Source organism: Streptococcus oralis, from assembly GCF_023109315.1.
Classification (GTDB): Bacteria; Bacillota; Bacilli; order Lactobacillales; family Streptococcaceae; genus Streptococcus; species Streptococcus oralis_BS.
The window spans coordinates 202,162-223,003 of record NZ_JALDUF010000002.1; the positions used below are offsets into that span (position 1 = coordinate 202,162).

The window sequence follows — 20,842 nt, forward strand, 5'->3', positions numbered from 1 at the left end:
AACGCTACTGTGACTGTAAATGTCACAAAAGACGCTCAAACAGGTCTGTTGAACGCTGCTGTAACAATGCCAGCTGACAGCGAATTTAACAACTATGCGGTAGCCCCAGTCACAGCGCAGTTCAATTTCACTAAGAAGCTTGAAGGTCGTAAATTGAAGGCTGGTGAGTTTAGTTTTGTTCTGAAGGACGAAAAAGGAAATGTGATTGAAACTGTAACCAACGATGTAACTGGTAAGATTCAATTTTCAGCTCTTACATTCAAACGTGGCGAGGAAGGAATTTATATCTACCATGTAGAAGAAGTGAAAGGTACGGAAGCTGGTATTGAGTACGATCGCATGATTGCTACTGTTGGTATTAAAGTGAAGAAGGATGGTAGAGTGTTGACTGTAACTACTCAGTTGCCAGCCGATACCGAGTTTAACAACAAGGTGACACCACCGACACCACCGACACCACCGACACCACCAACACCATCAACACCACCGACACCATCAACACCACCGACACCACCAACATCAGAAAAATCTAAGGGTCGTGAGTTGCCCAACACTGGTGAACAATCTAAATCTGAAGTTGTCACTCTTGGTGCTGCACTTGGTCTGGTAGGTCTAGGTTTGATTGCAAAACGCAAAAAGGAAGATGAAGCATAATATTTCGTTTTCTAAAATGAATCAAGATTTGGCTTATAATATCTAAATTAAAGATATTATAAAAGCGCTAATACCTTTATTAAATAAATTATGAACTCATCAACTCTGCTTGGTGAGTTTTTTTCTAGTTTGACAGTCTATTGAAATAAGATTATAATCAAGCTGTAACAGTTCGAAGGAGGTTTGGATGCATTTTAGATTGGAAAATAAGGAATCTCATAAAGCGCAAGAAATAAGAAATTTGATTCGTGCTTATAATCGTTCCAAAAGAGAAGAGGCTGAAAGCGAGCCCCTGAACCTTTATGTTGAAGACGAAAAGGGCAATCTCCTGGCAGGCTTAGTAGCAGAGACTTTCGGAAATTGGCTGGAAATCGAATATTTGTTTGTGAGAGAGGAATTGCGAGGACAGGGAATCGGTTCAAAACTATTGGAGCAAGCTGAAAGTGAAGCTAAGAATCGAAACTGTCGTTTTGCTTTCGTCAATACTTACCAGTTTCAAGCGCCAGATTTTTATAAAAGCCATGGCTACAAGGAAGTCTTTACCTTGCAAAACTATCCCTACACAGGACAAAGATACTATTACCAAAAGGATTTGTAAGCTATTACTCTGCGAAAATCAAATGCAAACCACGTCAGCGTCGCCTTGACGTGTGTATGTTACTGACTTCGTCAGTTCTATCTACGACCTCAAAGCTGTGCTTTGAGCAACCTGCGGCTAGCTTTCTAGTTTGCTCTTTGATTTTCATTGAGTATACAAATAAAATCAAAGAGGAAATCTTCACATCACTATGGAGGTGGGTTAATGGATATCATACTGGATATGGGCAACGTCTTGTTAGAATGGAACAAGGATAAGATTTTACAAGGTGTTTCGGATACGAAGGAAGAATATTTGATTTTAGATAAGGCCATTTTTCAGTCGGGGCTTTGGGAAAGATTAGATCTTGGAACCATGACGAGAGAAGAGTTGGTGCTTAAAGTTGTGTCTATGCTTGGCAGGGCCTATCAAAAGAAGGTCGAAGAAGTTATCTGGAATTGGCCTAGCCACATTGATATTTATAGGGAAGTCTTTCCTGTCTTGTCAGAACTAAAGAAAAAGGGGCATCGCATCTTTGTCTTGTCCAATACCTCAAAGGTATTTTATGACTTGCTGGAAGAGCAACTATCTCCCTTAAAAGAACTTTTAGATGGCTTTGTCCTATCCTGTGATATAAAAGCTATAAAGCCTGATTTGGCAATGTTTAAGGAGATTCTTGATAAATACCAGCTAGATCCCGCAAATTGTGTCTTTCTAGACGATATTGAGGACAATACAATCGCAGTTGAGAAATTGGGCATCAAGGCCTATCAGGTCAAGAAAAGAAGTGATGTCGTTGATATTTTGAAATCCTATATTTAAACACAACACTCTCTATTTTTTGTGGTAGAGAGTTTTTTGTTAATAAAATCTTACAAAATGACATGTATATATTGCATTAAGTTAGATATATGGTATAATGTTTTTAAAAGAAGCGCAACTTTTTAAAAATGTGAAGGAGGACGCTAGTGGCTAAAAATTTAAAATTAAAATTAGCTCGGGTGGAGCTTGACTTAACACAGGGGGATTTGGCAGAAGCTGTAGGTGTTACTAGGCAGACTATAGGCTTGATTGAAGCTGGGAAATACAATCCTAGTCTCTCCCTCTGTCAGTCCATTTGCAGATGCTTAGGCAAAACTTTAGATCAATTATTTTGGGAGGAAGAAGATGAAAAATAGATTTTTTTATTATCAATTATTAGACGAAAGAGAAGAACAACTGATGAATAAAGCTGGGACAGAGTCTTTCCATGTGTTTATCGGGCTCATTCTGCTAAGTTATTTGGTGGCTGTATTAGCACCTGCTCTTTTTAATCCTAATATTCTTCTGGTTACCCTTCTTTTAGGAATTTTCTTCTTTTTCAATCGTGCACGACAACTTGGAGTGACCTACTATAGTCGTTTTCATTTTATGATTGTAGGGTGTTTGCTGGTAACTCTCTCTATTACGACTCTCTTGATGTTGCAGAATTATCAATTCAATATCGAAATTTATCAGCACAATCCTTTAAATTTTAAATACTTGTCTGCTTGGGTTATTACTTATTTGATTTATCTTCCTTGGGTTTTTATCGGCAATCTCGGACTTAAAAGTTATGGCGAATGGGCTCAAAAAAGTTTGAGCAAGATATGGATGAACTGGAGAATGGAGAATAGCTTGTTATCTTTTTATCAATCTTGGTAAAATGTGTTATAATAGTACTAATTTATCGGATGGTGTGAAAGTGGTAGAATACGTTCATACCTTTGTAAAGTAGGAAGAAGGAAAACAGATGTATCCAGATGATAGTTTGACATTGCACACGGACTTGTACCAGATCAACATGATGCAAGTTTACTTTGACCAAGGGATTCACAATAAAAAGGCGGTCTTTGAAGTTTATTTCCGTCAGCAACCGTTTAATAACGGCTATGCGGTTTTTGCTGGTTTGGAAAGAATTGTACATTATCTTGAAGACTTACGCTTTTCAGATAGCGATATTGCCTACTTGGAGTCGCTTGGCTATCATGGGGCGTTCTTAGATTACCTCCGCAATCTCAAGTTGGAGTTGACGGTTCGTTCTGCTCAGGAAGGGGACTTGGTCTTTGCCAATGAGCCGATTGTACAGGTAGAAGGACCTCTAGCCCAATGTCAATTGGTCGAAACGGCTCTCTTAAACATCGTTAACTTTCAAACCTTGATAGCGACCAAGGCAGCACGTATTCGTTCGGTCATTGAGGATGAACCTTTGATGGAGTTTGGGACACGTCGTGCGCAAGAAATGGATGCAGCTATCTGGGGAACACGCGCAGCGGTGATTGGTGGCGCCAATGGAACCAGCAACGTGCGTGCTGGTAAGCTCTTTGATATTCCAGTCTTGGGGACTCATGCCCATGCCTTGGTACAGGTTTATGGAAACGACTATGAAGCCTTTAAGGCCTATGCGGCGACTCATCGTGATTGTGTCTTTTTAGTAGATACTTATGATACACTTCGCATCGGTGTGCCAGCTGCTATTCAGGTGGCGCGTGAACTGGGTGATCAGATTAACTTTATGGGTGTGCGGATTGACTCTGGGGATATTGCTTACATTTCCAAGAAAGTCCGTCAGCAACTGGACGAGGCTGGATTTACAGAGGCTAAGATCTATGCTTCTAATGATCTGGATGAAAATACTATCCTAAACCTCAAGATGCAAAGAGCCAAGATTGATGTCTGGGGTGTCGGAACCAAGCTGATTACAGCCTATGACCAGCCAGCTCTTGGGGCAGTTTATAAGATTGTAGCTATTGAAGATGAAAATGGTCAGATGCGCAATACCATCAAACTGTCTAATAATGCTGAAAAAGTGTCGACGCCAGGTAAGAAGCAGGTATGGCGCATTACCAGTCGTGAAAAAGGCAAGTCAGAAGGTGACTACATCACCTATGATGGTGTTGATGTGAGCGGCATGACTGAAATCAAGATGTTCCATCCAACTTATACCTACATCAAAAAGACTGTTCGTAATTTTGATGCTGTCCCTCTCTTGGTGGATATTTTCAAAGAAGGAACATTAGTTTACAGCTTGCCTAGTTTGACTGACATTCAGGATTATGCCCGTAAGGAATTCGACAAGCTATGGGATGAATACAAGCGCGTATTGAATCCACAGCACTATCCAGTAGATTTGGCGCATGATATTTGGCAAGATAAGATGGAATTGATTGACAAGATGCGTAAGGAAGCCCTTGGTGAAGGAGAAGAAGAATGAGTTTGCAAGAGACTATTATCCAGCAACTAGGGGTTAAACCAATGATTGACGCCCAGGAGGAAATTCGTCGTTCCATTGACTTCTTAAAAAAATACCTAAAAAAACACCCCTTCCTTAAAACTTTTGTACTAGGGATTTCTGGGGGACAAGACTCGACTTTAGCGGGACGTTTGGCGCAATTAGCTATGGAAGAAATGCGAGCAGAGACAGGAGATGACAGTTACCAATTTATCGCTGTCCGCCTGCCCTATGGCGTGCAAGCTGATGAAGCGGATGCTCAAAAAGCCCTCGCTTTCATCCAACCAGATGTCAGCTTGGTTGTGAATATTAAGGAATCAGCTGATGCCATGACAGCTGCAGTTGAAGCGACAGGAAGTCCTGTTTCAGACTTTAACAAGGGCAATATTAAAGCTCGTAGTCGTATGATTGCCCAATATGCCCTTGCGGGTGCCCATAGCGGAGCGGTCATTGGAACAGACCATGCTGCGGAAAATATCACAGGATTCTTTACTAAGTTTGGTGACGGTGGTGCAGACATTCTCCCTCTTTACCGCCTCAATAAACGCCAAGGAAAACAACTTTTGAAGGAACTTGGTGCAGACCCAGCACTTTATGAAAAAATCCCAACAGCAGATTTGGAAGAAGAAAAACCAGGTATTGCAGACGAAGTCGCACTTGGAGTCACTTACAATGAAATTGATGACTACCTCGAAGGCAAATCAATCAGTCCAGAAGCTCAAGCGACTATTGAAAACTGGTGGCACAAAGGCCAACACAAACGCCACCTACCAATCACCGTCTTTGATGACTTTTGGGAGTAAAAAGGTCCGGGGGACCTTTTTAGCTTCTTGCCTTGAAACTCGAGAGCAAGAATAACCTCCAGTGGAGGTTTTCAGCCCGAGTCTAGAAACGGGAAAACGAGGAACCTCCAGTGGAGGTTTTTACCCTGAGCCTAGAAATGAGAAAGCGAAGAAGGTCCGGGGGACCTTTTTAGCTTGAGCCTTAAGCTTAGAAAGCGAGGTAACATTATGGAAGCAATCGGTACGCAAACGATACAGACAGATCGTTTGATTTTGAGAAGGTTTGTGGAGAGTGATGCGGAAGCCATGTTTCAAAATTGGGCTTCGTCTGCTAAGAATCTGACCTATGTCACCTGGGATCCTCATCTTGATGTTGAGGTGACTCGAAATTCGATTCGAAATTGGGTTGCATCCTATCCCAATCCCAACTATTACAAATGGGCCATTTGTCTCAAAGAAAATCCTGAGCAAGTGATAGGAGATATCAGCATCGTTGAGATGAATGAGAAAGATTCAAGTTGTGAAATTGGATATATTTTAGGAAAAAACTATTGGGGTCGTGGTATGATGACGGAAGCCTTGAGAGCTGTGTTAGACTTTTGTTTTACTCAAGTTGGTTTTCAAAAGGCCAGAGCTCGATATGCTAGTCTCAACCCAGCTTCAGGCCGTGTTATGGAAAAAGCGGGAATGTCTTATCTAAAAACCATTACCAATGGTGTGGAGAGAAAAGACTACGTTGCGGACCTTATTTATTACCAGATAAGCAGGGAAGACAGGTGATTCTCTTTTCTGTTTCTATCAAAGTCAGACCTTGTCTGGCTTTTTTTGTGCCAGATTTCTGAATAAACTGATTAAATTCCTATTTTTTCCTATCATTGTCCCTGTTTTTTCTTAGAGTTGGGAATTATAATAGACTTATCAAATCAAAGAATGGAGGAAGGCAATGGACAATGTATTCTTTTTTACCAGTGTTTTTCTTGCTGGAATTCTTTCCTTCTTTTCTCCTTGTATCTTACCCTTGTTACCGGTCTATGCAGGGGTCTTGTTGGATGACAAAGATGGTGCTCAGGCTTCTAGCGGAAAAATTTCAATCTCACTTGTTAGTTTAGTGCGAACTCTGGCCTTTATAGCAGGGATTTCTTTTATCTTTATCTTACTGGGCTATGGAGCTGGTTTTTTAGGCAATTTGCTGTATGCTTCTTGGTTTCAGTATGTGACGGGTGCGGTTATCATTCTCTTTGGCTTACACCAGATGGAAGTCTTACATTTGAAGGGGCTCTACAAGGAAAAAAGGCTACAATTAAAGAGACAGGGTCAAAACGCTAACGGCTATAGTCAGGCATTTTTACTGGGGTTGACCTTTAGTTTTGCTTGGACGCCATGTGTGGGGCCAGTTCTGGGGTCTGTTTTGGCCTTAGCGGCTTCAGGAGGCTCAGGTGCTTGGCAGGGAGCTGGTCTCATGTTGGTTTACACGCTAGGTTTGGCGCTACCATTTTTGGTTCTAGCTCTCGCCTCCAGCTATGTTTTGAAACATTTTCGAAAACTCCATCCTTACCTCGGAACCCTCAAAAAAGTGGGTGGTTTCCTCATTATCCTGATGGGAATCTTGGTGCTTTTGGGAAATGCTTCTATTTTGACAAGATTATTTGAATAGAGAGGAAGAAGAAATGAAGAAATGGCAAACATGTCTACTTGGAGTAGGCTCAATCTGTTGCTTGGCAGCTTGTTCGGCTAAAAACATGTCAGACGAATCAACTATGAAGGAGCAAACCAAAACAGAACAAGTCGGTGCGCAAACTGCGACTAAAGGTCAGGCAGTCGCTGATTTTGAACTAACAGGAGTAGATGGTAAGACCTATCGTTTATCTGACTACAAAGGCAAGAAAGTCTATCTTAAATTCTGGGCTTCTTGGTGTTCCATCTGTCTAGCCAGCCTTCCAGATACGGACGAAATTGCTAAGGATGCTGGTGATGACTACGTGGTCTTGACAGTGGTATCTCCTGGCCACAAGGGGGAGCAAGCAGAAGCGGACTTTAAGAACTGGTACAAGGGCTTGGATTATAAAAATTTTCCAGTTCTAATTGATCCGTCAGGCAAACTTTTGGAAAGTTATGGTGTTCGTTCTTACCCGACTCAAGCCTTTATAGACAAGGAAGGCAAGCTGGTCAAAACGCAACCAGGTTTTATGGATAAGGATATGATTTTAAAAGAATTGAAAGAAATGGGGTAGAGAAAGGCTATGAATGATAAAGTAAAACTTTTTGTCTTGGCAGGGGTCATTCTCCTAGTCCTAACCGGTCTTTATTTTTTATTGATGCGAAATGCAGGGCAGACAGATAGCTCGCAAATTGAGAAAGCATCAGTTAGCCAAGGAGGAAAAACAGTGAAAAAAACAGAAGTGAGTAAAGACGCAGACTTGCACGAAATTTATCTAGCTGGGGGATGTTTCTGGGGAGTTGAGGAATACTTCTCACGCGTGTCTGGAGTGACAGATGCCGTTTCAGGCTATGCAAATGGTAGAGGGGAAACAACCAAGTACGAATTGATCAACCAAACAGGACATGCGGAAACCGTCCATGTCACCTATGATGCTAATCAAATTTCTCTTAAAGAAATCCTGCTTCATTACTTCCGCATTATCAATCCAACCAGCAAAAATAAACAAGGAAATGATGTGGGAACCCAGTACCGTACTGGTGTTTATTACACAGATGACAAGGATTTGGAAGTAATCAACCAAGTTTTTGATGAGGTGGCTAAGAAATACGATCAACCTCTGGCAGTTGAAAAGGAGGCCTTGAAGAATTTTGTGGTGGCTGAGGACTATCACCAAGACTACCTCAAGAAAAATCCAAATGGCTACTGTCATATCAATGTCAATCAGGCTGCCTATCCCGTTATTGATGCCAGCAAATATCCTAAACCAAGTGATGAGGAATTGAAAAAGAACTTGTCACCTGAGGAGTATGCAGTTACCCAGAAAAATCAAACAGAACGAGCTTTTTCAAACCGCTATTGGGATAAATTTGAATCCGGTATCTATGTGGATGTGGCAACTGGCGAACCCCTCTTTTCATCAAAGGACAAGTTTGAGTCTGGTTGCGGATGGCCTAGTTTCACCCAACCAATCAGTCCAGATGTTGCCACCTACAAGGAAGATAAGTCTTACAATATGACGCGTATGGAAGTGCGGAGCCGAGTTGGAGATTCTCACCTTGGCCATGTCTTTACAGATGGACCACAGGACAAGGGGGGCTTACGCTACTGTATCAATAGTCTTTCCATTCGATTTATTCCCAAAGACCAAATGGAAGAAAAAGGCTATGCTTATTTACTAGATTATGTCGATTAAGACTCTTCAAACTACTTCAGCGTCGCCTTACCGTCCCCATACGTATAGTTACTGACTTCGTCAGTTTCATCTACAACCTCAAAACAGTGTTTTTGAGCTGACTTTGTCAGTTTTATCTACAACCTCAAAGCTGAACTTTGCACAACCTGCGGTTAGCTTCCTAGTTTGCTATTTGATTTTCATTGAGTATAAGAGGGCTTTCCTAAGCGGTTAGAGGAGAATTTTGCTATACTGATACTAGTAAGTGACAAAGGAGCAGAGCATGACCTACACAATCTTAATCGTAGAAGATGAGTATCTGGTAAGACAAGGCTTGACCAAGTTGGTCAATGTAGCAGCCTACGATATGGAAATCATCGGTCAGGCTGAAAATGGAAGACAGGCTTGGGACTTGATTCAAAAGCAGGTGCCAGATATCATTTTAACTGATATCAACATGCCTCAGCTGAATGGCATCCAGTTGGCTAGTCTGGTACGAGAAACCTATCCTCAGGTTCACCTAGTTTTTTTGACGGGTTACGATGATTTTGATTATGCCTTGTCTGCCGTCAAACTCGGTGTAGATGACTATCTGCTCAAGCCCTTTTCTCGTCAAGATATTGAGGAAATGTTGGGGAAAATAAAGCAAAAACTAGACAAGGAAGAAAAAGAAGAGCAGTTACAAGATTTATTAACCGATAAGTTTGAGGGAAATCTGGCCCAGAAAATCCAGTCTCATCTGGCTGACAGTCAATTTAGTTTAAAGAGCTTGGCCAGTGATTTGGGCTTTAGCCCAACTTATTTGAGTTCCTTAATTAAGAAAGAGTTGGGCCTGCCTTTTCAGGATTATCTGGTGAGAGAGCGTGTCAAACAAGCCAAGCTCTTGCTTCTGACCACAGATTTAAAGATTTATGAGATAGCCGAAAAGGTTGGTTTTGAAGATATGAACTACTTTACTCAACGTTTTAAACAGATTGCAGGTGTGACACCTCGTCAGTTTAAGAAGGGAGAAGGCCGATGAAGCGTTCTTCTCTTTTAGTCAGAATGGTTATTTCCATCTTTCTGGTCTTTCTCATTCTACTAGCTGTGGTCGGGACTTTCTATTATCAATCTAGTTCATCAGCCATTGAGGCTACTATTGAGGGCAATAGCCAAACAACTATCAGCCAAACTAGCCACTTTATTCAGTCATATATCAAAAAATTAGAAACCACCTCTACCAGTTTAACCCAGCAGAAGGATGTGCTAGCCTATGCTGAGAATCCCAGTCAAGACAAGGTCAAGGGAATCCGAGATCTGTTTTTGACTATCTTAAAGGCAGACCAGGACTTGAAAACGGTGGTACTGGTAACCAAATCCGGTCAGGTTATTTCTACAGATGACAGTGTGCAGATGAAAACTTCCTCAGATATGATGGCTGAGGATTGGTACCAAAAGGCTATTCATCAGGGAGCTAAGCCAGTTTTAACCCCAGCTCGTAAATCAGATAGTCAATGGGTCATTTCTGTTACTCAGGAACTTGTTGATGCAAAGGGGGCCAATCTTGGCGTGCTTCGTTTGGATATTTCTTACGAAACTTTAGAAGCCTATCTCAACCAACTCCAATTGGGTCAGCAGGGTTTTGCCTTTATCATCAATGAAAATCATGAATTTGTCTACCATCCTAAACGTACTGTCTATAGCTCAGCGAGTGAAATGGAGGCCATGAAACCCTACATCGAGACGGGACAGGGCTATACGCTGGATCACCAATCCTATGTCAGTCAGGAAAAGATTGCAGGAACAGATTGGACAGTGCTTGGAGTGTCTTCACTTGAGAAGTTAGACCAGGTTCGGAGTCAGCTCTTGTGGACCTTGCTTGGTGCTAGTGCCTTATCTCTTCTTGCCTGTCTCTGCTTGGTGTGGTTCAGTCTCAAGCGCTGGATTGCCCCTTTGAAGGATTTGAGAGAAACCATGCTGGAAATTGCTTCTGGTACACAAAATCTGCGTGCCAAGGAAGCTGGTGCCTATGAACTGAGAGAAGTGACTCGTCAGTTCAATGCCATGTTGGATCAGATTGATCAGCTGATGGCAGCTATTCGCAGGCAGGAAGAAGCGACCCGGCAGTATGAGCTTCAAGCCTTGTCAAGTCAGATTAACCCCCATTTCCTCTATAACACCTTGGACACTATCATCTGGATGGCTGAATTTCAGGATAGTCAGCGAGTGGTTCAGGTGACCAAGTCTCTGGCAACCTATTTCCGCTTGGCGCTCAATCAAGGAAAGGATTTGATTTCTCTTTCTGATGAAATCAATCATGTCCGCCAGTATCTCTTTATCCAGAAACAACGCTATGGTGATAAGCTGGAGTATGAGATTGATGAAGATCCTGCTTTTGGTAACTTAGTCTTGCCCAAGCTGGTGTTACAACCTCTTGTAGAAAATGCTCTTTACCATGGCATTAAGGAGAAGGAAGGTCAGGGCCATATTAAAGTCTCTGTTCAGAAAAAGGATACAGGGCTTGTCATCTGCATTGAGGATGATGGTGTTGGTTTCCAAGCTGCTGGCGATAGTAGTCAAAGTCAGCTCAAACGTGGGGGAGTTGGCCTTCAAAATGTCGACCAACGACTCAAACTTCATTTTGGAGACAATTACCAGATGAAGATTGATTCTGCACCCGAAAAAGGAACGACAGTTGAAATATACCTCAATAAAATCGCAACAAGCTAACTCCCAGTCTATTCTGGGAGTTTTGCTTTTAAAAATCAGAATGATTAGTTGGCCTTGATAAAATCAGTAAAAAAAGATATGATAGATAGTGACAAAAGAGGTATCAAGTATGAAGGGAAAAGACATTCAAAGAGCAACAAGCCAGATTGTAGAAGATGTATTAGAAAAGGCTAATTTGAAGCAAGGAGCTATCTTTGTTTTGGGCCTTTCTTCTAGTGAGGTGATAGGTGGTCAGATTGGCAAGGAATCCAGCCAAGAAATTGGGGAAATCATTGTGAAGACCATCCTAGATATCCTAGAGGAAAAAGGGATTCATCTAGCTGTTCAAGGTTGTGAACATGTCAATCGAGCCCTCGTCGTTGAACGTCAGGTGGCAGAGCAGTTTGGTCTTGAAATCGTCAGTGTCCTTCCTACACTTCATGCAGGAGGTTCGGGTCAGTTGGCAGCCTTCAAGTTTATGCAGGATCCAGTTGAGGTCGAATTCATCAAGGCTCATGCTGGATTGGATATTGGAGACACTGCAATTGGCATGCATGTCAAGCATGTTCAGGTTCCGATTCGCCCTCTTTTGAGAGAAATTGGGCATGCCCATGTAACGGCTCTTGCAAGTCGTCCAAAATTAATCGGAGGTGCGCGTGCGCAGTATCCACAAGATTCTATCAGAAAGTCGTGAGAATGAGAAAAACAAAACAACAACTAGAAAAAATCACCAAATATTCGATTCGTAAGCTAACTGTTGGGGTAGGTCCTGTAGCCATCGGGGCCTTCCTTTTTGGTGCTAGTACCTTTTCAGTAGATAAGGTGCAAGCCAATGAAGTTGGCGGAGCTCATAGCGTTCATTACCGTTATCTGGCGGAGCAGGAATTGACTGAGTCTGAAAAAGCCTTGATTCACCATGAAGTTCCTACAGAATTTCAAGATGAAGATATTCTCTATGTAGTTTATCGCAAGAAAGCAACTAACAGTCAACAACTTCCTTACACAGGAAGTAAAGAACTAGCCTTGGCTGGTCTTGGCTTGGCAACAGCCTCACTAGCAGTCTTTTTGGTATTCAAAAAAGGTCGCAAAGAGGTCCTAGGTGTTCTCTTGATTGGTTCTTTGGGAGCCAGCACTTTTGTACCTTATGGGACATTTGCATTTGAAAATAAAGAATTGCTTTCTTATAACCAAACTATTTCGACCTCTACACATGAAGGTTTGGCTGAAGGGATTATCCATATTGATGGCTATGAATACATTGGTTACTTCAAGGAAGCAGAACTCCACCCATCAAGACCAGCTTCAGCTGAAAAGTCTCAGTTGCCAGTAGAAAAGCAAAGTTCAAAAGAAATCGAGAAAACAGAAGTAGCTCAGGAAAGACCTGCTGTTGCTTCGGAAATTGCCGTCGAAAAATCTGTAGTAGAGAATCCAGTTGCGCCTGCGGTTGAAGAAAAACCAGTTTCTGAGAAGCCTCAGGCTAGACAGGAAGAGAGCTTGGTAGAGATTCCTTTTGAAACGGTCACAAGCCCAGATGCGAATCTAGCAGAAGGACAGACTCGTATCGTCACAGCCGGAGTAAATGGTCAGCGTCGTCTTGTAACCAAAGTTTCGATGGTCAATGGTCAAGAAGTTAGAGAAGTCATCGAAGACCAAGTGGTTCAAAAACCTGTGTCGCAAGTCATTGCAGTCGGAACTAAGAAAGAGGTGCAACCTGCTCCAACTCCAGTACCACAAGCTGAACCAACTCACCAAGTAGCTAAAGGTACGCAAGAAGAAGGCAAAGAAGGTCAATCTTTAACGCAACCATCCTTACCAGAAGCTACGATAGATGCCAAAGGAACTCAAGAGGCAGGTAAAGAAGGTCAATCCTTAACGCAACCATCCTTACCAGAAGCTACGATAGATGCCAAAGGAACTCAAGAATCTGGCAAAGAAGGTCAAGCTTTAACTCAACCTGCATTACCAGATGCTCCAGTAGAAGTAAAAGGTACACAAGAGGAAGGTAAAGTAGGTCAAGCTCTTGTACAAGAACAGTTACCTGAGTACAAAGTAACTGAGGGAACCCTTGTTGAAACATCGACTACAGACCTAGACTACAAAACTGAAACGACTGAGGATCCAACCAAGTATACGGACGAAGAAACTGTCGTAAGAAATGGTGAAAAAGGTAGTCAAGTTACTAAAACAACTTATAAAACAGTAGAAGGTGTTAAAACTGACCAAGTTCTTTCAACTAGCACAGAAGTTACCAAGGAGTCTGTAAACCAACAGGTAAGTCGTGGGACAAAACCAATTGAAGGAACTCTTGTAGAAGAAAGTCTTGAAAAGATTCCATTTAAGGAAGTTGTTAAAGAAGATGACCAACTGAAAAAAGGCTTAGAAGTTGTAGCTCAAGAAGGAAAAGAAGGCCAGAAAAAAATCACCAAGACCTTTAATACCATTAAGGGAGTTAAAACAGAGGACGCTCCAAAAGTTACAGAGGAAATCCTTGAGGCACCTCAAGACAAAATTTTGAAACGTGGTACCAAGACCTTTGAAAAACCAGTATTGACCATCACAGCAGTTGAGCCTAAGGATTTGAAACGGACTTCAGATGTTAAATACAGTCTAGAAAATCCAAGCAAGGCGGCCATTAAATCTATCACCTTAACTCTGAAAAAAGGTGATGAGATTGTGAAAACATTGAATGTTTCACCTGACAACTTAACAGCTAGCCTGACAGATTTGCAATACTACAAGGATTATAAACTTGAAACGAAGATGGTTTATGACCGTGGTGAGGGTGATGAGGAAGAGGTTCTGAAAGAAGAACCGCTAAGACTTGACCTTAAAAAAGTTGAAATCAAAAACATCAAAGAAACAAGCTTGATGAGTGTGGATGATGCTGGTGTTGAAACAGATAAGAGCTTACTTACTGAAAAACCGACAGACGTTGCTCCACTTTACTTACGAGTGACAACTCATGATAATAAGACAACAAGACTTACGGTAAGTTCTGTTGAAGAAGTGGTTGTCGATGGAAAAACATTGTACAAAGTGGTAGCAAAAGCTCCAAACTTAGTTCAACGTAGAGCAGATGATACTTTCAGTGAAGAGTATGTTCATTACTTTGAAAAACAAAAATTAAAAGAAGGTAATGTATATTACAACTTCAATGAGCTTGTAAAATATATGCAAGCTAACCCAACGGGTGAGTTTAAACTTGGTGCGGATCTTAATGCAGCAAATGTTCCGACTCCGAATAAACAATACGTGACGAACATTTTTAAAGGTAAGTTGTATAGTGAAGGTGATAAACGTTATACCATTCACAATCTAGCTCGACCATTGTTCAACCGTGTTGAAAATGCTCATATTCATGACATCAACTTTGGTAATGTGAATATCAATATGCCGTGGGCTGATAAAACAGCTCCACTTGGAGATATGTTTAAGAACTCAACGATTGAGAATATTAAGGTTACGGGTAATGTGGTTGGTAATAACGACGTTACAGGTATGGTCAACAAACTAGATGAATCCAATATGCGTAATGTAGCCTTTATCGGTAAAATCGAAAGCGTGGGTAACAAAGGTTGGTGGTCTGGTGGACTTGTAAGTGAAAGCTGGAGAAGCAATGTAGATAGTTCTTATGTTGAAGCTGACATTAAAGCCAACAATGCTAAATTTGGTGGATTGATTGCCAAAGTCAACCATGGTGGAAATCCAAATGATGTTAAACAAAAAGGTCGTTTAACTAAATCTGTGGTCAAAGGGACATTGACACTCAAAACCAACAATCAAAGCGGTGGTTTAATTCACGAAAACTATGACTGGGGTTGGGTTGAAAATAACGTCAGCATGATGAAAGTGACAAATGGTGAAATGATGTATGGTTCAGGGTCAGTTGACTCAGGTGACCCATACTTCGGATTTGATTACTTCAAGAACAATGTGTATGTGAACGATGTTGCATCAGGTAACGTTTCTTATAACCGTTCAAAACAGATTAAGGGTGTCGACCAAGCAGAAGCGGATAAACGTATTGCTTCATTCAATATCACAGCCGATAAATATGAAATCACACCATATTTGACTGATAAATTAAATCACGTAGCGTATAAAGAAGACATGTACAAAACTACTCAAGATTATAATGCAGAACGTGAACTTGCTTACCGAAATGTTGAAAAACTTCAACCGTTCTACAATAAAGAGTGGATTGTGAATCAAGGTAATAAGACTCCTGAAGGATCTAAATTATTAACTACAGAAGTATTATCTGTGACAGGTATGAAAGATGGGCAATTTGTAACTGACTTGTCAGATGTTGATCATATTATGATTCATTATGCTGATGGTACTAAGGAAGAAAAAGTTGTCACACGTAAAGCTGATTCTCAAGTCCAACAAGTTCGTGAATATAGTATCGAAGGTCTTGGTGACGTCGTTCATACACCGAATATGGTTGTTAAAGATAGAACACAATTAATCAACGATATTAAAGCAAAATTAGCAGGTGTTGAATTGATTTCACCTGAAGTGCGTGCGTTAATGGACAAACGTGGTAAAGCTGAAGAAAATACTGATGGTCGTAAAGATGGTTATATTAAAAATCTATTCCTTGAAGAAAGCTTTGAAGAAACGAAAGCTAATTTGGATAAATTAGTCAAAGCTTTAGCCGAAAACGAAGACCATCAATTGAATAGTGATGAAGCTGCCATGAAAGCTCTTCTTAAAAAAGTAGAAGACAACAAAGCTAAAATTATGATGGCTCTTACTTATTTAAATCGTTATTATGGATTTAAATACAATGATATGAGCATTAAAGACCTTATGATGTTCAAGCCTGATTTTTATGGTAAGAACGTTAGCGTTATCGATAGATTGATTCAAATTGGTTCACGTGAACATTTCTTGAAAGGAGACCGAACTCAAGATGCTTATCGTGATGTGATTGCGGGAGCAACAGGTAAAGGTAATTTAAATGACTTCTTAACATATAACATGAAACTCTTTACAGAAGATACTGATATGAATGTATGGTATAAGAAAGCTATTTCTCATACTAACTATGTAGTTGAGAAACAATCATCTAACCCTGATTTTGCTAATAAGAAATATCATTTATATGAAAACTTAAATAACGGTGAACATGGTCGATACATTTTACCACTTCTTAATACGAAGAAGGCTCACATGTTCTTAATTTCAACGTACAATACGCTAGCGTTTAGTGCATTTGAGAAATATGGTAAGAATACAGAAGCTGAACGTGAAGCGTTTAAGAAAGAAATCGACTTACGTGCACAAGAGCAAATTAATTACTTAGACTTCTGGTCAAGACTTGCTGCTGATAATGTACGTAATCAATTGTTGAAATCTGAAAATATGGTTCCATCAGCAATTTGGGATAACCAAGATGTTCCAGGTAATGGATGGGCTGACCGAATGGGTCATAATAAGAATGGTGACTATGCTCCAGTTCGTGAGTTCTATGGACCTACAGGTAAATGGCACGGATATAACGGTATGGGTGCGTATGCTTATATCTTTTCTAACCCACAAAATTCAGAAGCTGTATACTACATCATCTCTAGTATGATTAGTGATTATGGTACATCTGCATTCACTCACGAAACAACTCATATCAATGACCGTATGGCCTACTTAGGAACATGGCGTCACCGTGAAGGGACAGATATTGAATCATTTGCTCAAGGTATGCTACAATCACCATCTCTTACAAACTATAATGGTGAATATGGTTCACTTGGATTAAATATGGCGTACGAACGTAAAAATGATGGTACACAAATTTATAACTATGATCCTAATATGTTAAGTAGTCGTGAGAAGATTGATCACTACATGAAGAACTATAACGAATCAATGATGATGCTTGATTACTTAGAAGCAGAATCTGTCATCAAGAAAAATACTGGAACTAACGATAAGTGGTTCAAGAAAATCGATAAGAAATATCGCGAAAAAGCGAGCTATAATAAGTTAGAAGGTGCACCACACCAATGGGATTTAGTTCGTGATTTAAATGATGATGAGAAGAGTATGAAACTGACAATTATTGATCAACTTGTAGATAACAACTTCGCTACTAAACACGGGCTACCAGGTAATGGTCATTACCGTACTGAAGGATTCGATTCTGCTTATACTGTTGTGAATATGATGACTGGTATTTACGGTGGCAACACAAGTAAGAGTACGGCTGGCTCAATCTCATTCAAACACAATACATTCCGTATGTGGGGCTACTACGGTTACCTTGATGGATTCTTAGGGTATGCATCTAATAAGTATAAACAAGAATCTAAAGCAGCCGGTAACGTAGGTCTAGGTGATGACTTTATCATCCAAAAAGTTTCTAAAAGTAGATTTAATACATTAGAAGAGTGGAAGAAAGAATGGTATAAAGAAGTCAGAGCTAAAGCTGAGAAAGGTTTTGTAGAAATTGAAATTGATGGTCAAAAGATTTCAACATATGAAAAACTTCAAGAGCTATTCGATGCTGCAGTTGAAAAAGACCTTCAAGGTAATAAATTTGATAATACAGTGAATCTTAAATGGAAAGTTTACAAACAACTCTTGCAGAAATCAGACGGATTTACTGGAGATTTATTCACTAAATAGTAGATAGGACTAGTAAAATGAAAAAAGGTAGATCAGCTTTGTCTGTATCTGCCTTTTTGTGCTATACTTAAGATATGCATAGAAAAACAGTGATTGATTTTAGAGATTTGGGGGAGAGATACACTTTTACCCAGCCTATCAAAGAGTTAAAAACGAGAGATTTAGCAGAAGTGACGGACCTGCTGTCACAAGTGGAAAGCTACCAAGAGCAAGGCTATTATGTCGTGGGCTATGTCAGTTACGATGCTGCACCTGCATTTGAGAAGAAATTAGCAGTTCATAAAGCTCCTTTACTGGCAGAGTATCTGCTATATTTTACAGTTCATGATAGGGTAGAAACATCGCCTATTCCTCTGACTTATGAGGAAGTAGATCTGCCTTCAAAGTGGCAGGAAGAAACATCTGCAGAAAATTATGAAAAGGCTATTGCCCAGATTCACCATCATTTGCGTCAAGGGGACACCTACCAGGTCAACTACACCGTCCAACTCAAGCAAGACTTAAACGCCAATCCTTTTGCCATCTACAATCGTATGGTGGTAGAGCAGGAGGCGGGCTACAATGCCTATGTGGAACATGACGAGATGGCAGTGATTTCCATGAGTCCAGAGCTCTTTTTTGAGCAAAATGACCGGGAATTAACGACTCGCCCGATGAAGGGAACAACTAAACGTGGTCTGACTGACGATGAAGATTTGAAAGAGGCAGCTTGGTTGGAGCAAGATCCTAAAAATCGCTCTGAAAATATGATGATTGTGGATCTCTTGCGCAACGATATGAACCGTATTTCTGAAGTTGGCAGTGAGCACGTGGAGCGTCTTTGCCAAGTGGAACAGTATTCGACCGTTTGGCAGATGACTTCGACCATCAAGAGCCAGTTGCGACCGGATGTGGACCTTGTTGAAATCTTCCGTTCGCTTTTTCCTTGTGGTTCCATAACGGGTGCACCCAAAATTGCGACCATGGAAATTATCAAGAACTTGGAGCCCCAACCCAGAGGAGTTTACTGTGGAACGATTGGTCTCTTACTTCCAAATGGGCGACGAATTTTCAATGTTGCCATTCGGACCATTCAACTCTACAAGAGTCAAGCCATCTATGGAGTTGGCGGAGGGATTACTTGGGATAGTACTTGGGAATCTGAATACCGTGAGGTTCATCAAAAGGCGGCTGTTCTCTATCGTAAACAAGCTCGTTTCAAATTGATTACAACTGGGAGAATCAGCCAAAAACAACTGTTGTTTGAAGATCAACATCTGGAAAGACTGACAAAGGCGAGTCGTTATTTTGCCTATCCTTTTGATTCAGAAGAACTGAGACAAAAGATAGAGGAAGAGTGCCAAGCTTGTGATTCCCACCAAGACTACCGTTTGCGAATTAGTCTCAGCAAATCTGGAGAGATGGAACTCAGTCGGCAAGTAATAACACCTCTTAGTCCAGAGTTCTGTCAGGCTAAACTCTGTCTGCAAGAAGCAGATTTGAATCAATCATTTACCTACTTTAAAACAACTCATAGACCACATTTAAGTCTAGGGGAACAGGAAATCATTTACCATAATGCAGCAGGAGAATTGCTTGAGACCTCTATTGGAAATCTGGTCTTAAAAATTAATAGTAAACTCTACACACCGCCTATCAGACTTGGAATTTTGCCAGGAATTTACCGCCAGCATTTGCTAGGAAAAGGACAGGTAGAAGAGAAAATTCTGACTTTGGCAGACTTGAACCAAGCAGAAGCTGTATTCGGCTGTAATGCAGTCAGAGGTTTGTATGAGTTGGAATTCGAACCTTAAGAAATTGTAGCTTAGGCAAATGAAATGATAGAAATTAACAATAAAATCACGCAAACCTTTGCATAAAGCTGATGATTCTGTTATACTATATCTGTAAGCATTTTCAATTAAAAAGGAGAAGACGATGAGTCAAAAGATTATTGGGATTGACCTTGGTGGAACATCTATCAAGTTTGCAATTTTAACTCAAGAGGGAGAAATCCAAGAAAAATGGTCTATCAAGACTAATATTTTGGATGAAGGAAGCCATATCGTAGATGATATGATTGAGTCTATTCAACATCGTTTGGACTTGCTTGGATTGTCAGCTACGGATTTCCGAGGGATTGGGATGGGATCACCTGGTGTGGTTGACCGTGAAAAAGGGACTGTTATCGGTGCCTACAACCTCAACTGGAAAACCCTTCAACCAATTAAAGAAAAGATTGAAAAAGCCTTGGGGATTCCATTCTTCATTGATAATGATGCCAACGTAGCTGCTCTTGGTGAGCGCTGGATGGGGGCTGGTGAAAACCAACCAGACGTTGTCTTTATGACACTTGGTACAGGTGTTGGTGGCGGTATCGTGGCAGAAGGCAAATTGCTTCACGGTGTTGCTGGTGCAGCAGGAGAGCTTGGCCACATCACTGTTGACTTTGACCAACCAATCGCATGTACCTGTGGTAAAAAAGGCTGTCTTGAGACAGTTGCTTCTGCAACAGGGATTGTCAACTTGACTCGTCGTTATGCAGATGAATACGAAGGCGATGCGGCCTTGAAACGTTTGATCGATGACGGTGAAGAAGTAACAGCTAAAACTGTCTTTGACCTTGCAAAAGAAGGGGACGACCTTGCCTTGATCGTTTACCGTAACTTTTCACGTTACTTGGGGATCGCATGTGCCAATATTGGCTCAATCCTCAACCCTTCAACGATTGTTATCGGAGGTGGGGTATCAGCTGCGGGAGAATTCCTTCTGCAAGGCGTTCAAAAAGTCTATGACGAAAATACCTTCCCACAAGTACGTACATCCACTAAATTGGCTCTTGCAACTCTAGGAAATGACGCTGGAGTTATCGGAGCAGCATCACTTGTATTGCAATAAAATAAAATGATTATAGAGCTTGGTGTTTATCAAGCTCTTTTTTAAAAATCGA

The 20,842-nt window shown here is 40.9% G+C and carries 16 protein-coding genes and 1 pseudogene; all 17 read left to right on the top strand.

Annotated elements, in window-relative coordinates:
• Nucleotides 1-654 (top strand): Spy0128 family protein (locus M1F74_RS03670; protein ID WP_247946315.1); only part of this gene is annotated, 654 nt, incomplete at its 5' end.
• 187 nt (nt 655-841) lie between these two features.
• On the top strand, nt 842-1,252 hold the full coding sequence (locus M1F74_RS03675) for a GNAT family N-acetyltransferase (protein ID WP_247946316.1): 411 nt from the start codon (nt 842-844) through the stop codon (nt 1,250-1,252).
• 204 nt (nt 1,253-1,456) lie between these two features.
• Nucleotides 1,457-2,053: an HAD family hydrolase gene (locus M1F74_RS03680; protein ID WP_247946317.1), complete on the top strand. Its 597-nt coding sequence runs from the start codon at nt 1,457-1,459 to the stop codon at nt 2,051-2,053.
• A 146-nt stretch (nt 2,054-2,199) separates the two neighbouring features.
• Nucleotides 2,200-2,409, top strand: a complete 210-nt coding sequence (locus M1F74_RS03685) for a helix-turn-helix transcriptional regulator (RefSeq protein WP_001107495.1) — start codon at nt 2,200-2,202, stop codon at nt 2,407-2,409.
• A pseudogene (locus tag M1F74_RS03690) lies at nt 2,399-2,886 on the top strand (DUF6773 family protein). The gene M1F74_RS03685 and the pseudogene M1F74_RS03690 overlap by 11 nt, the downstream one beginning before the upstream one ends.
• Nucleotides 2,887-3,002: 116 nt before the next feature.
• Entirely contained in the window at nt 3,003-4,463 is a 1,461-nt protein-coding gene (locus M1F74_RS03695; protein ID WP_247946318.1) for a nicotinate phosphoribosyltransferase, read from the top strand.
• A complete protein-coding gene (gene nadE, locus M1F74_RS03700; RefSeq protein ID WP_247946319.1) occupies nt 4,460-5,284 on the top strand; it encodes an ammonia-dependent NAD(+) synthetase in 825 nt (274 codons plus the stop codon). Before M1F74_RS03695 ends, nadE begins: the two co-directional genes overlap by 4 nt.
• 207 nt (nt 5,285-5,491) lie before the next feature.
• On the top strand, nt 5,492-6,043 hold the full coding sequence (locus M1F74_RS03705) for a GNAT family N-acetyltransferase (protein ID WP_247946320.1): 552 nt from the start codon (nt 5,492-5,494) through the stop codon (nt 6,041-6,043).
• Nucleotides 6,044-6,206: 163 nt separating this feature from the next.
• Nucleotides 6,207-6,917 (top strand): cytochrome c biogenesis CcdA family protein, encoded by a 711-nt coding sequence (ccdA2, locus tag M1F74_RS03710; RefSeq protein WP_247946321.1) that lies wholly within the window; start codon nt 6,207-6,209, stop codon nt 6,915-6,917.
• Nucleotides 6,918-6,930: 13 nt separating this feature from the next.
• Nucleotides 6,931-7,494, top strand: coding sequence for a redoxin family protein (locus tag M1F74_RS03715; RefSeq protein ID WP_247946322.1), 564 nt, complete (start codon nt 6,931-6,933; stop codon nt 7,492-7,494).
• Nucleotides 7,495-7,503: 9 nt separating this feature from the next.
• Nucleotides 7,504-8,616 (top strand): peptide-methionine (R)-S-oxide reductase MsrB, encoded by a 1,113-nt coding sequence (msrB, locus tag M1F74_RS03720; RefSeq protein WP_247946323.1) that lies wholly within the window; start codon nt 7,504-7,506, stop codon nt 8,614-8,616.
• Between the two features lie 262 nt (nt 8,617-8,878).
• Nucleotides 8,879-9,616: a response regulator transcription factor gene (locus M1F74_RS03725; RefSeq protein WP_033584528.1), complete on the top strand. Its 738-nt coding sequence runs from the start codon at nt 8,879-8,881 to the stop codon at nt 9,614-9,616.
• Nucleotides 9,613-11,304 carry a cache domain-containing sensor histidine kinase gene (locus tag M1F74_RS03730; protein WP_247946324.1) on the top strand — a complete coding sequence of 564 codons (1,692 nt, stop codon included), beginning with the start codon at nt 9,613-9,615 and terminating at the stop codon, nt 11,302-11,304. Before M1F74_RS03725 ends, M1F74_RS03730 begins: the two co-directional genes overlap by 4 nt.
• Nucleotides 11,305-11,413: 109 nt before the next feature.
• Nucleotides 11,414-11,977: a TIGR01440 family protein gene (locus tag M1F74_RS03735; protein ID WP_247946325.1), complete on the top strand. Its 564-nt coding sequence runs from the start codon at nt 11,414-11,416 to the stop codon at nt 11,975-11,977.
• Nucleotides 11,978-11,979: 2 nt separating this feature from the next.
• Complete coding sequence (locus M1F74_RS03740) at nt 11,980-17,913, top strand: ZmpA/ZmpB/ZmpC family metallo-endopeptidase (protein ID WP_247946326.1); 5,934 nt, start codon at nt 11,980-11,982, stop codon at nt 17,911-17,913.
• 74 nt (nt 17,914-17,987) lie between these two features.
• Nucleotides 17,988-19,706 (top strand): aminodeoxychorismate synthase component I, encoded by a 1,719-nt coding sequence (gene pabB / locus M1F74_RS03745; protein ID WP_247946327.1) that lies wholly within the window; start codon nt 17,988-17,990, stop codon nt 19,704-19,706.
• A gap of 124 nt (nt 19,707-19,830) precedes the next feature.
• Nucleotides 19,831-20,790: an ROK family glucokinase gene (locus M1F74_RS03750; RefSeq protein WP_000078551.1), complete on the top strand. Its 960-nt coding sequence runs from the start codon at nt 19,831-19,833 to the stop codon at nt 20,788-20,790.
• The last annotated feature ends 52 nt before the right edge of the window (nt 20,791-20,842 follow it).